Annotated in this window: 12 protein-coding genes and 1 rRNA gene; all 13 read right to left on the bottom strand. The window is 47.3% G+C overall.

Translation table 11 applies throughout. From position 1 onward, the window contains the following. Positions 1–93: 93 nt before the first annotated feature. Positions 94–1,643, bottom strand: a 16S ribosomal RNA gene (locus QRX25_RS00490). 330 nt (positions 1,644–1,973) lie between these two features. Beyond that, a complete protein-coding gene (gene lysS / locus QRX25_RS00485) occupies positions 1,974–3,473 on the bottom strand; it encodes a lysine--tRNA ligase (RefSeq protein ID WP_212100088.1) in 1,500 nt (499 codons plus the stop codon). An 89-nt stretch (positions 3,474–3,562) separates the two neighbouring features. Then, positions 3,563–4,564, bottom strand: a complete 1,002-nt coding sequence (gene dusB, locus QRX25_RS00480) for a tRNA dihydrouridine synthase DusB (protein ID WP_013350787.1) — start codon at positions 4,562–4,564, stop codon at positions 3,563–3,565. Beyond that, entirely contained in the window at positions 4,564–4,791 is a 228-nt protein-coding gene (locus QRX25_RS00475; RefSeq protein WP_014469610.1) for a helix-turn-helix domain-containing protein, read from the bottom strand. Before QRX25_RS00475 ends, dusB begins: the two co-directional genes overlap by 1 nt. Then, the gene (gene folK, locus QRX25_RS00470) at positions 4,743–5,246 is read right to left on the bottom strand and encodes a 2-amino-4-hydroxy-6-hydroxymethyldihydropteridine diphosphokinase (protein ID WP_212100086.1); all 504 of its coding nucleotides are present in this window, start codon (positions 5,244–5,246) and stop codon (positions 4,743–4,745) included. The genes QRX25_RS00475 and folK overlap by 49 nt, the downstream gene beginning before the upstream one ends. Then, the gene (gene folB, locus QRX25_RS00465) at positions 5,243–5,605 is read right to left on the bottom strand and encodes a dihydroneopterin aldolase (RefSeq protein ID WP_013350785.1); all 363 of its coding nucleotides are present in this window, start codon (positions 5,603–5,605) and stop codon (positions 5,243–5,245) included. Before folB ends, folK begins: the two co-directional genes overlap by 4 nt. Next, the gene (folP, locus tag QRX25_RS00460) at positions 5,598–6,455 is read right to left on the bottom strand and encodes a dihydropteroate synthase (RefSeq protein WP_065980546.1); all 858 of its coding nucleotides are present in this window, start codon (positions 6,453–6,455) and stop codon (positions 5,598–5,600) included. Before folP ends, folB begins: the two co-directional genes overlap by 8 nt. A gap of 13 nt (positions 6,456–6,468) precedes the next feature. Next, positions 6,469–7,320, bottom strand: coding sequence for an aminodeoxychorismate lyase (gene pabC, locus QRX25_RS00455; protein ID WP_065980545.1), 852 nt, complete (start codon positions 7,318–7,320; stop codon positions 6,469–6,471). Then, a complete protein-coding gene (gene pabA / locus QRX25_RS00450; protein WP_212100084.1) occupies positions 7,317–7,904 on the bottom strand; it encodes an aminodeoxychorismate/anthranilate synthase component II in 588 nt (195 codons plus the stop codon). Before pabA ends, pabC begins: the two co-directional genes overlap by 4 nt. A 6-nt stretch (positions 7,905–7,910) precedes the next feature. Further along, entirely contained in the window at positions 7,911–9,332 is a 1,422-nt protein-coding gene (pabB, locus tag QRX25_RS00445) for an aminodeoxychorismate synthase, component I (RefSeq protein ID WP_065980543.1), read from the bottom strand. A 167-nt stretch (positions 9,333–9,499) separates the two neighbouring features. Continuing rightward, positions 9,500–10,426, bottom strand: a complete 927-nt coding sequence (gene cysK, locus QRX25_RS00440; RefSeq protein ID WP_065980542.1) for a cysteine synthase A — start codon at positions 10,424–10,426, stop codon at positions 9,500–9,502. A gap of 75 nt (positions 10,427–10,501) precedes the next feature. Next, positions 10,502–11,392: a peptidyl-prolyl cis-trans isomerase gene (locus tag QRX25_RS00435; RefSeq protein ID WP_212100082.1), complete on the bottom strand. Its 891-nt coding sequence runs from the start codon at positions 11,390–11,392 to the stop codon at positions 10,502–10,504. A 45-nt stretch (positions 11,393–11,437) separates the two neighbouring features. After that, positions 11,438–12,313 (bottom strand): Hsp33 family molecular chaperone HslO, encoded by an 876-nt coding sequence (gene hslO / locus QRX25_RS00430; protein ID WP_115998373.1) that lies wholly within the window; start codon positions 12,311–12,313, stop codon positions 11,438–11,440. Positions 12,314–12,317: the final 4 nt, after the last annotated feature.

Here is a 12,317-nt window from a genome sequence, read left to right as displayed (position 1 = left end):
TCTCGAAGAATCGAATGATCCTTCAAAACTAAACAAGACAGGGAACGTTCTGTTTATAAGACCCAAGGTCTTATATTCCGTTAAAATCCTTAGAAAGGAGGTGATCCAGCCGCACCTTCCGATACGGCTACCTTGTTACGACTTCACCCCAATCATCTGTCCCACCTTCGGCGGCTGGCTCCAAAAAGGTTACCTCACCGACTTCGGGTGTTACAAACTCTCGTGGTGTGACGGGCGGTGTGTACAAGGCCCGGGAACGTATTCACCGCGGCATGCTGATCCGCGATTACTAGCGATTCCAGCTTCACGCAGTCGAGTTGCAGACTGCGATCCGAACTGAGAACAGATTTGTGGGATTGGCTTAACCTCGCGGTTTCGCTGCCCTTTGTTCTGCCCATTGTAGCACGTGTGTAGCCCAGGTCATAAGGGGCATGATGATTTGACGTCATCCCCACCTTCCTCCGGTTTGTCACCGGCAGTCACCTTAGAGTGCCCAACTGAATGCTGGCAACTAAGATCAAGGGTTGCGCTCGTTGCGGGACTTAACCCAACATCTCACGACACGAGCTGACGACAACCATGCACCACCTGTCACTCTGCCCCCGAAGGGGACGTCCTATCTCTAGGATTGTCAGAGGATGTCAAGACCTGGTAAGGTTCTTCGCGTTGCTTCGAATTAAACCACATGCTCCACCGCTTGTGCGGGCCCCCGTCAATTCCTTTGAGTTTCAGTCTTGCGACCGTACTCCCCAGGCGGAGTGCTTAATGCGTTAGCTGCAGCACTAAGGGGCGGAAACCCCCTAACACTTAGCACTCATCGTTTACGGCGTGGACTACCAGGGTATCTAATCCTGTTCGCTCCCCACGCTTTCGCTCCTCAGCGTCAGTTACAGACCAGAGAGTCGCCTTCGCCACTGGTGTTCCTCCACATCTCTACGCATTTCACCGCTACACGTGGAATTCCACTCTCCTCTTCTGCACTCAAGTTCCCCAGTTTCCAATGACCCTCCCCGGTTGAGCCGGGGGCTTTCACATCAGACTTAAGAAACCGCCTGCGAGCCCTTTACGCCCAATAATTCCGGACAACGCTTGCCACCTACGTATTACCGCGGCTGCTGGCACGTAGTTAGCCGTGGCTTTCTGGTTAGGTACCGTCAAGGTGCCGCCCTATTTGAACGGCACTTGTTCTTCCCTAACAACAGAGCTTTACGATCCGAAAACCTTCATCACTCACGCGGCGTTGCTCCGTCAGACTTTCGTCCATTGCGGAAGATTCCCTACTGCTGCCTCCCGTAGGAGTCTGGGCCGTGTCTCAGTCCCAGTGTGGCCGATCACCCTCTCAGGTCGGCTACGCATCGTCGCCTTGGTGAGCCGTTACCTCACCAACTAGCTAATGCGCCGCGGGTCCATCTGTAAGTGGTAGCCGAAGCCACCTTTTATGTCTGAACCATGCGGTTCAAACAAGCATCCGGTATTAGCCCCGGTTTCCCGGAGTTATCCCAGTCTTACAGGCAGGTTACCCACGTGTTACTCACCCGTCCGCCGCTAACATCAGGGAGCAAGCTCCCATCTGTCCGCTCGACTTGCATGTATTAGGCACGCCGCCAGCGTTCGTCCTGAGCCAGGATCAAACTCTCCGATAAAGTAGTTTGACTGACTACGCACATCGCTGTGCGATTTATTTAAAACTTTGAATTAACAGGTACGTTTTGTCTTGTTTAGTTTTCAAAGATCATTTTGTCTTTCGTTCAAGCGACTTTATTATTATATCTTATCAATCTCTTGAAGTCAACAACTTTTTAAAATTTCTTTTTTTCGTCAGCGCCTTGTTTAGCGGCAACGAATAATAATATACCACCTCACAAATAATAGTGCAATAGTTTTTTAAAAAGAAAATCAAAAAAGTTTTACGAACGACTTGTTTCTAAAAAAGCGCCGTACTGCGATATGCAGAAACGGCGCTTTCGCTTTTATTAGCGATGTCTCATTTGAGGGAATAATAAAACGTCTCTGATAGACGGAGCATTTGTTAACAGCATGACGAGGCGGTCGATGCCGATACCCAATCCTCCGGTCGGCGGCATGCCGTATTCAAGAGCTTCAACGAAGTCTTCATCCATCATATGCGCTTCATCGTTTCCTTCTTCTCTTTCTTTCAATTGCGCTTCAAAGCGTTCTCTCTGATCGATAGGGTCATTCAGCTCCGTAAACGCGTTTGCGTGCTCACGGCCGACGATAAACAGCTCAAAACGGTCTGTAAAACGAGGGTCCTCAGGATTTTTCTTAGCGAGAGGAGAAATCTCTACAGGATGGCCGTAAATAAATGTCGGCTGAATAAGTGTTTCTTCAATTTTTTGTTCGAAGAATTCATTGATGATATGGCCCACTGTCATTGAGTTTGTGATCTCGATGCCATGTTCTTTTGCATGGCTTCGCGCTTCTTCAACAGTCATCTCATCCCAGAAATCTACGCCTGTCGCTTCTTTGACGGCATCTACCATATGGAGTCGTTTCCATTCAGGTTTCAGATCAATCTGCTCTTCGCCGTACTGGATTGTGGTGCTTCCCAGCACTTCCTGCGCAATATGTGCAACGAGGTTTTCCGTCAGGCTCATAATATCCTTATAATCGGCGTACGCTTCATACAGCTCAATCATCGTAAATTCAGGGTTGTGGCGTGTAGAAACACCTTCATTACGGAACACGCGGCCGATTTCGTAGACTTTTTCTAATCCGCCGACAATCAGGCGTTTCAGATGCAGCTCAATCGCAATACGCATATAAAGAGGCATGTCCAGCGCATTATGATGCGTGATGAACGGGCGTGCAGATGCTCCTCCCGGTATGCTGTGCATCGTAGGTGTTTCAACTTCTAAGTATCCATGGTCATCTAAGTATCTTCTCATCGCTTGGATGATTTTGCTGCGTGTGATAAACGTTTGTTTGCTGTCAGGATTTACGATGAGGTCAAGGTAGCGCTGACGGTAACGCTGTTCTACATCTTTTAATCCATGATATTTATCAGGAAGAGGACGCAGTGCTTTTGTCAGCAGTTCAAAAGATGTCGCTTTGACAGACAGCTCGCCTACGTTTGTTTTGAAAACTTTCCCGGTGATGCCGATAACGTCTCCGAGGTCTGAAGATTTAAAGATTTCATATTGTTCTTCGCCGACACTGTCTTTTCTTACGTAAATTTGAATTTGACCCTCTAAGTCCTGCAGGTGCGCAAAGCCGGCTTTCCCTTTTCCGCGCTTTGTCATCATACGGCCTGCAATGGTAACTTCGATTGCTTTTTCTTCCAGTTCTTCTTTAGAAAACTCCTGATAGGCGTCAATGATCTGCTGAGATTGATGTGTTCTCTCGAAACGTTCGCCGAAAGGATCAATGCCGTTTTCTCTCAGCTGGTTCATTTTATCGCGTCTGACTTGCAGCTGGTCGTTCAATTCCTCATGATTTTGCTCTTCTTGACTCATTGGTATCACTCCGTTACATTTTGATTTCATGAAAAAGCAGAAAAACTGCCAGCGGTAAGCTGGCAGTGAGCAGCAATAGAGGGTGTATATTAACCTACTTTTGCATCTTGAAGCTCTTTTGCCTCTACTTCAGCCGTAAATGCGTCTAAAAGCTGCACAAACTCTTCACGCGCCTCACAATGGTTGATTCCGTTGCGGACCTCCGCATTGCCTCTGACGCCTTTCAGATACCAGGCAGCGTGTTTTCTCATTTCTCTGACTGCCACTTTTTCGCCTTTTAACTTAATTAGGCGGTCTAAGTGCAGCTTACATACTGACATTTTTTCACGGACTTTCGGTTCGTCTTTTAACTCACCGGTTTCAAGGTACTGAACCGTACGGTAAATCATCCACGGGTTGCCGAGTGCGGCACGGCCGATCATGACACCGTCAACACCGGTTTCCTCGAGCATGCGTTTCGCGTCCTGAGGCGTTTTGACATCGCCGTTTCCGATGACAGGAATAGAGAGGGATTGTTTTACTTCTTTAATGATATCCCAGTTCGCAGTGCCTTCATACATTTGCACTCTTGTGCGGCCGTGCAGCGCAACGGCTTTTCCGCCGGCGCGTTCAACGGCCTGGGCGTTTTTCACGGCATAAATGTGATCTTCATCCCAACCCATTCGCATTTTCACTGTGACGGGTTTATCAACAGCATCTACTACTGCGGATACCATTTCATAAATTTTATTCGGATCGAGAAGCCATTTTGCCCCCGCATCGCATTTTGTAATCTTCGGCACAGGACATCCCATGTTAATATCAATAATATCAGCCGTCGTATTTTGATCGACAAACTTAGCCGCTTCTACAAGGGTTTCTTTCTCTCCTCCGAAAATCTGAAGGCTGAGAGGTTTTTCTCTCTCCTCGATGAAGAGCATTCCCATTGTTTTCGCGTTGTTGTACAGAATGGCTTTGTCACTGACCATTTCCGCACATACGAGTCCCGCTCCGAATTCTTTAACAGTAAGACGGAATGCGGCGTTGCAGACTCCGGCCATCGGAGCAAGCACCACTCTGTTTTTCAATTCAATATCACCGATTTTAAACATTAATCGACCTCCTTTCGTGCATTTTGAGGCGGAGCCAATTCCTCCGCGCTTATATTTAAAGCATCAGCGGCATCACGAATGATCACAGCTGACGGCAAACGGTTTCCGCGTTCAATCTCGCCGAGAATGGAAACTGATATACCTATCGCTTTTGCAAACCCTTCTTGAGTATACCCCTTCAGCTTTCTGAATGCACGAATTCGTCTACCCCAGATTTCTGCTTCCATACTCTTACACCTTCTTGGTTTGTTTCAGCGCTTATGGTGATATGATCCGCCTGAGGACAAATTTCTTTTAACGGCGCAAGGACAAATAAGCGCTCATACATTCTTGGATGCGGAACAATCAGCCGCTCTGTTTCAATATTTTCACGATTATACAGCAAAATGTCAAGGTCTGCCGTTCGCGGCCCCCAACGGATCTCCCTCGTTCTTCCTAATTCAGCTTCAATGCTCTGCGTCACATCAAGAAGGTCAAAAGGTGATAATGCCGTTTTCACTTCAACCGCCATATTAAGAAACTGGTCCTGATCCTTATAGCCGACGGGATCCGTTTCATATATGGAGGACACTTTTGTCACCGTCACGCCATCCTGCCGGCTGAGCATGGCCACTGCCTGGCGCAAATAGTGTTCACGATCGCCCATATTGGAGCCGAGGCCGATATATGCCGTGTTGTTCATGATTTCTTTCTCGTCATTTCTATGGCTACTGATTTATAATGGCCGGGAATCGGCGGATCAGGCTTAATAACCTTTACCGTACATTGCTGCACGGGCTCAAATTTCTTAAGAACTGTGTCTGCGATCCGTTCCGCAAGCGTCTCGACCAAATTGACGGGCTCGCCCTCAACGATGCCGCGGCAGACACTGTAAAGCTCCGCATAGTTAATGGTATAAGAAAGGTCATCCGTTTGTCCCGCTTTGCTCAAATCCAGCTCGGCAGTCAGGTCTACTTTGAAGCGCTGACCGAGTTTATTTTCTTCTTCGAACACGCCATGATATCCGTAAAACTCCATACCTTCTACATATACTTTATCCATGATGTGCGCCTCCTTTGTTCAACATAGCATCCATCATCTTAGTCATTCTCGTGATCTGCTTGACATCGTGCACCCTCACAATGTCGCAGCCTTTCTGAATGCCAAGGCATACCGTCGCTCCTGTCCCCTCGGCACGTTCTTCAGGAGGAAGGTCAAGCACACGGCCGATGAATCTTTTTCTCGATGTCGCGAGGAGCAGCGGATAACCTAACCCGCTGAACACTTCCAGCTTGTTCATGACAGCCAGATTGTCCTCATAGTTTTTCGCGAAGCCGATCCCCGGATCCAGAATCATGTTTTCATCCGAAACGCCGGCTTCTGCAGCAATTTTTACGCTTTCCATCAAATCTGCGAGCATATCAGGAATCAGATCGTTATAGTTTCTCTCCTTGCGATTATGCATTAAGATAATCGGAACACCGTGTGCGGCGGCTACTGACGCCATGTGAGGATCACCTTTCGCCCCCCAGATGTCATTAATGATGGAGGCCCCCGCTTTGACCGCTTCGTCTGCTACGGACGCTTTGTACGTATCAATTGAAATCGGAACGTCCAGTTCGCTTGTGATCCGTTCTATGGCGGGGATTACACGTGACATTTCCTCATCAGCCGACACGAGTGATGCGCCGGGCCTTGTCGATTCTCCGCCGATATCTATGATGTGCGCCCCTTCTTCAGCCATCTTCGCCGCATGGAGAAGCGCCCTTTCCGTACTGTCGTATTTACCGCCGTCAGAGAAGGAGTCTGGCGTTACATTTAATATCCCCATAACGAGTGTCTTCTCTTTATAGGACAGAGCGCCTTTTTTTGTATGAATCAGTTTAGGCTGTTCAATTGTTTGCTGCGCCATTTTGTTCCTCCTCCTATACATTCATTTTGTTTATTTCCCGCTGATACTGCGCACGGAGCAATTGCACCGTTTTACCGTCCGCTCCGGGAAGCGGCACTTCCTCTATTTTAGAAAACGGGATAATTTCAAGGACGGAGTTTGTCATCCATGCTTCATCCGCTTCAAGCATTGATTGAAAACGGAATCGGCCTTCAATGACTTCTGTCCCCTGCCGTTTCAATTCATCAATGACAAACTGCCTCGTTACACCGTCGAGAATGCCTGTATCCAAGGATGGCGTAAAGACCTTGTCTCCTTTTCGCCAAAATACATTGGAGACAATGCCTTCCGCGACATCTCCTTCTCCGGTCAGGAAAATCCCTTCAAGATTCGGATCATTGCCGATTTCCCGTTTAGCGTACATGTTGTTTAAATAGTGATGGGATTTTAACCGAAAAGATCCTTCAGGTGTATTTCTCCGGACAGAGAGAAGCTTGCCTTCTTTTTGAACAGGCAGGGCTTCTGGATTAAGCCGGTTGACGAAACAAAGGACGGTCGGCTTTTCATAAGTCTGGGCAGTAAATCCCTTATCGCTTACGCCGGCGGAGACGTTAAGCCGGACACGCGCGCTGCCGTCCTCTATGTTATTGAGGAGCAAAAGTCTGTCAAGCATATCAAGCAGCTCCTGTTTGTTCACCTCATACGCAATCTGCAGATCCCGGAGCGCCCTGTTGAGCCTGGCGACATGCGCATCCGGCAGAAACGGCCGGCCGCTGTAAATTCTGAACGTCTCAAACGCGCCGATCCCGTACAGATAACCATGGTCAAAAGGAGAAAGCGCCGCTTCTTTCTCCTCTATATATTGACCATTCAAATATATAATCACACCGTCACTTCCTTATTGCGGTGTGTCTCTATAAAGTTTCTGAGCATCTCTTTGCCGAAGGAGGTCATGATGGATTCCGGATGGAACTGGACACCTTCAATGGGCAGCTCATTATGACGGATTGCCATAATTTCTCCTTCTTTGGTTTGAGCGGATACCGTAAAGCATCCCGGCAATGTGTCCGCTTTGACAATAAGTGAATGGTACCGCGTGGCGACCAGCGGATTTTGCAGCCCATTAAAAATTGTCTGCCCGTCATGCATAATCTCTGACGTTTTGCCGTGCATGAGCCGCTCCGCTCTGACGACGTCGCCGCCGAATACTTGTGCGATCGACTGATGTCCGAGACATACGCCGAAAATAGGAATGTTGCCGGCAAAATGTTTGATGGCTTCGAGACTGACCCCAGCCTCATCAGGACTGCACGGCCCAGGTGAAATCATCAAGAAATCCGGTGCCAGCTCTTCAATCTGTTCGATCGTAATCTCGTCATTCCGTCTGACGATCAGTTCCTCCCCCAGCTCACCCAAATATTGAACCAAGTTGTACGTAAATGAATCATAATTGTCAATCATTAAAATCATCTCTGCTCACCTCATCTGATTTTTTGTCTCTTCTTCGCTCAGCTCTAACGCCTTTTTCATAGCAAAAGCTTTTTTGAACGATTCCTTGTATTCATGCTTCGGAACCGAGTCAATGACCACTCCTGCGCCGGACTGCATAAAAGCATGTCCGCCGGCTGCATAGATCGTCCGGATTACAATGTTAAACTGCAAATCTCCGTTAAATCCAAACCAGCCTATAGATCCAGTATAAAGCCCTCGTCTTGTCGGCTCAAGCTCTTCTATAATTTCCATCGTTCTCACTTTGGGCGCTCCCGTGATGGTGCCGCCCGGAAAAACCGCATGAATAATATCTGTCGCGTCATATCCGTCCTGCAGTTCTCCCTGTACATTTGACACGATATGCATGACGTGGGAGTACTTTTCGATCGCCATAAACTCGTTCACCCGCACGGAGCCGTAGCGCGATACGCGCCCGAGATCATTGCGCTCAAGATCAACAAGCATGACGTGTTCCGCACGTTCTTTTTCATTGTGAATCAATTCATCAGCAAGCGCCTTGTCTTCAGCATCGTCTTTTCCTCTTGAACGCGTACCCGCGATCGGTCTCGTTTCAAGCTTTTTCCCCTTTTTTGTTACCAATAGCTCCGGCGACCCGCATATCACTTGAAAACCCGGCGTCTCCAGATAAGCCATGTAAGGAGACGGATTGACGTTTCTCAAATGTTTATACACTTCATACGGATGAACGGGTAAGGACTGGGATTGCCTGATGGACAAATTAACCTGAAACACATCACCGCTCGCAATATATTGTTTAATTTTTTCTACAGCCTGTGAAAATCCTTCTTCAGTGAACGGAGCGGCATACGATCCGTCTACGTCCCGGTTCAGGGGTGAATAAGGCTCGTCCTCCGTTTGGAGGGAACACCACATATCCTCTAAGCCGGACAGCTTCTCTTCCGCAAGCTCCGCTTCTTCCGATTCGGTATGAGTAATGAGCCATAACGCCTCTTCCTCATGGTCATAAACGGCCACATCATCAAAAACGAGAAAGTAAATATCAGGTGTTTCCAAATCATCTAAAGACAGCATCTTAAAATTCTCAATATATCGGGCGTAGTCGTAACTGATAAAGCCAATTGCGCCGCCTTGGAAGTCCGGGAACTCATCGTTTGTTTTCGTCCCAAGCGCCTCAAACCACTCATGAAAGGCCCGCAGCGGGTCACCTTCTTTAAACAGCGTTTCCCCTTCATGCTTGATTGTCGTAATTCCGTCTTTCCCCTTGACGGACGCAATCGGATCTAGACCGGCTATACTGAATCTTCCCCCTCTCGCGCTTTCGAGCAGAACATGCCGTTTTCTCGATTTCGAAAGGTTTTCATACTGCTGAAAAAATGCTTGTTTCGTAAAAGGTATTCTTCTTCCTGCCGGTCTGCGTTGTGCCATCTTATCAATCCTCTGCTTCGTTTTTCTCTAGTTTTATTTTATAGCAATCACACTGGTGAAAAAAGTGAATTTCTCTTCCAACGATAGAATTCGAAACGTTTTTTGGATTTTCGATGCTTCAGGCACAAAAAAACTCCCGGATACAGCCGGGAGCCGTGTGTATGTCTCTATTCAAACTGATATAGCGGTGTGCTTAAGTAACGCTCTCCGTTACTAGGGATGATTGCAAGCACTTTCTTGCCTTTCCCCAGTTTTTTCGCGATTTCCAACGCCGCGTAAATGGCTGCTCCGGAAGAAATACCGCCGAGAATCCCTTCTTCTTTTGCCGTTTTACGGGCATATTCAAATGCGTCCTCGTTTTTAACGGGGATGATCTGATCATAAATGTCCGTATTCAAAGTTTCAGGGACAAAACCCGCTCCGATACCCTGAATTTTATGCGGACCCGGTTTTCCGCCTGAAAGAACTGCAGAATCCGCCGGCTCTACCGCGTAAATTTTGATGGATGGATATGCTTCTTTCAGCACTTCACCCGCTCCCGTGATGGTTCCGCCTGTACCGATGCCGGCTACGAACGCATCAAGCTGGTCTTCTCCAAACTGTTCTACGATTTCTTTTCCCGTTGTTTGACGGTGAATTTCCGGGTTTGCCGCATTGTTGAATTGCTGAGGCACAAAATAGCCGTGTTCCTCCGCAAGTTCTTCCGCCTTTTTAATGGCGCCCTTCATTCCTTCTGCGCCGGGAGTCAGCACAAGCTCCGCCCCGTATGCGCGCAGCAGATTGCGTCGCTCCATACTCATCGTATCAGGCATAACGAGGATCGCTCTGAGGCCTTTTGCCGCCGCCACCATCGCAAGACCGATTCCTGTGTTTCCGCTTGTCGGTTCAATGATTGTGTCGCCGGGTTTTAATTTCCCTTCTTTTTCAGCCGCTTCAATCATCGCCACTCCGATACGGTCTTTTACGCTGCTGCCCGGATTCATGTATTCAAGCTTCAGATATACATCTGCGCTGTTTTCATCCGTCAGGCGATTCAATTTCACAATAGGAGTATTACCGATTAGTTCAGTAATAGAATTTGCAATACGAACCATATTGGACACCTCAATTTCCGACTAAATTTATTGGTATTATAAATACAAGTTATCAATTTCAAAATTTTTTGTCAATCATTTAGTTCTTTTTTCCCCGTAGAACCAAGAGACCCCCGCCTCTTTCCACAGCGTTTTGACCGTTGCCTTATCACCTAATTGATCCATCGCGATCTGGCGTCTGATTTGGCTCTTCACTTCATTGTATGAGAAAGTTCTCGCTTTAAGCTTTTCTTTCAGCTGAATGACCGCATATCCTGAAGAAACTTTAATCGGTTCAGCCGACCATTCATTTTCTTTGAGGTTTTTCGCTTCTGTGATATATGCCGGCGGGATATTCTCCTGGTTTTCTGTCACAAAGCCGAGGTCTCCGCCATACTGAGACGTGTACCTGTCTGTGGAACGCTCTGCGGCAACGGCTTCAAAGCTGGAACCGCCTTTCAAATCAGCCAGAACCCTGTCCGCTTCTTCTTTGCTCTTAACGACGATGTGCCGGATTCTGTAGGAATCATCGAATTGATACAGTTCTTTATTTTTATTATAAAATGATTGCATTTCCTTATCCGTAATATCGATATCCTTCGTCAGCAGTTCTTCAAGAAGAATGTTGTAGCGGATCTGGTCTTTCCATTCTTTTTCCGTAATATGACTGTCTTCATAAAATGAATTATTCACCGCTTTGATTAAAAGAAATTCTCTCTCCAATTCGCTGTTTGAAACTGTGAGTTTATTCTTTTTCGCAAGTTCTTCCACTACTTGTGTATTAATCATGTCTTCCAGAGTTGATTTTCCGTACTCATCTTCCATCTTTTTCATCCAGTCTTGCCTCGTGATATGTTTATCACCGATTGTCGCGATGGATTCTTCAGATGATCCCGCGGCTTGGGATTTTGTTAACTTATACGCGACTGCCACGCTGCATACTAACAGCGCCGCTACAATAATCGTCAAAAGTGTTCTCGGTTTCAAAATCTACCCCATCCCTTTTATAAAATAGAACAACCCGCTAAAGAGCTAGCGGGTTGTTTCGTCACGAAGCTCTTCCAGTTCTTCTTTTGTAAATAAATATTTCTCATTACAAAAATGGCAAACCGCTTCGGCTTTTCCGTCTTCTTCTATCATATCTTGTATTTCTTTTTTGCCTAGTCCTAAAATGGCCGCTTCGAATCGGTCTTTTGAACAAGAACAGTGAAATTTGACCGGCATGGTCTCGAGTACGTCCGGTTTTTGACCCAGTACTTCTTCTAAGATTTCTTCCGGTGTCAGGCCTTTTTGAATTAATTTAGAAATCGGTTCGATTTGAGATAATTGCTTTTCGATTGTTGAAATGGTTTCTTCATCGGTTCCCGGGAGAAGCTGGATAATGAAGCCGCCCGCAGCGAGAATTGTGTTATCAGGGTTTACAAGCACACCTACACCGACGGATGAAGGGACTTGTTCAGAAGAAACAAGGTAGTATGTGAAGTCGTCACCGAGTTCGCCTGAGACAATCTCTACTTGTCCCGTAAAATAGTCACGCAAGCCCAGATCTTTTACGACACTAAGGGTTCCGTCCGTCCCTACCGCCCGTCTGACATCCAGTTTCCCATGTTCATTGAGGTCAAAATGAACGTGCGGATTTGATACGTAGGCTCTGACTTCACCCTTTGCGTTCGCATCTGCGACAATGGCACCGATCGGGCCGCCGCCTTCTATTTTGACGGTCAGCTTATCTTCACCCTTCAGCATCGCTCCGAGCATCAGAGAAGCTGTCATCGTCCGGCCGATTGCGGCTGATGCCGTCGGCCACGTGTCATGCCGTCTTTGCGCTTCATTTACCATATCTGTCGTTCTGGCTGCATAAGCCCGTACTTTACCGTCATATGCAATTGCTTTAATTAAATAATCCATCGTT

Origin of the sequence: Bacillus sp. L381 (assembly GCF_030284525.1) — a bacterium.
Classification (GTDB): domain Bacteria; phylum Bacillota; class Bacilli; order Bacillales; family Bacillaceae; genus Bacillus; species Bacillus amyloliquefaciens.
The sequence above is the reverse complement of the archived record's forward strand: the minus strand, read 5'-3'. Positions and strand labels throughout refer to the sequence as shown.

Excerpts from the sequence above, each read along its gene's own strand:
- cysK (WP_065980542.1), bottom strand. The coding sequence starts at position 10,426 with ATGGTTCGTATTGCAAATTCTATTACTGAACTAATCGGTAATACTCCT.
- folK (WP_212100086.1), bottom strand. The coding sequence starts at position 5,246 with ATGAACAACACGGCATATATCGGCCTCGGCTCCAATATGGGCGATCGT.
- folP (WP_065980546.1), bottom strand. The coding sequence starts at position 6,455 with ATGGCGCAGCAAACAATTGAACAGCCTAAACTGATTCATACAAAAAAA.
- pabB (WP_065980543.1), bottom strand. The coding sequence starts at position 9,332 with ATGGCACAACGCAGACCGGCAGGAAGAAGAATACCTTTTACGAAACAA.
- folB (WP_013350785.1), bottom strand. The coding sequence starts at position 5,605 with ATGGATAAAGTATATGTAGAAGGTATGGAGTTTTACGGATATCATGGC.
- pabA (WP_212100084.1), bottom strand. The coding sequence starts at position 7,904 with ATGATTTTAATGATTGACAATTATGATTCATTTACGTACAACTTGGTT.
- lysS (WP_212100088.1), bottom strand. The coding sequence starts at position 3,473 with ATGAGTCAAGAAGAGCAAAATCATGAGGAATTGAACGACCAGCTGCAA.
- hslO (WP_115998373.1), bottom strand. The coding sequence starts at position 12,313 with ATGGATTATTTAATTAAAGCAATTGCATATGACGGTAAAGTACGGGCT.
- dusB (WP_013350787.1), bottom strand. The coding sequence starts at position 4,564 with ATGTTTAAAATCGGTGATATTGAATTGAAAAACAGAGTGGTGCTTGCT.
- QRX25_RS00475 (WP_014469610.1), bottom strand. The coding sequence starts at position 4,791 with ATGGAAGCAGAAATCTGGGGTAGACGAATTCGTGCATTCAGAAAGCTG.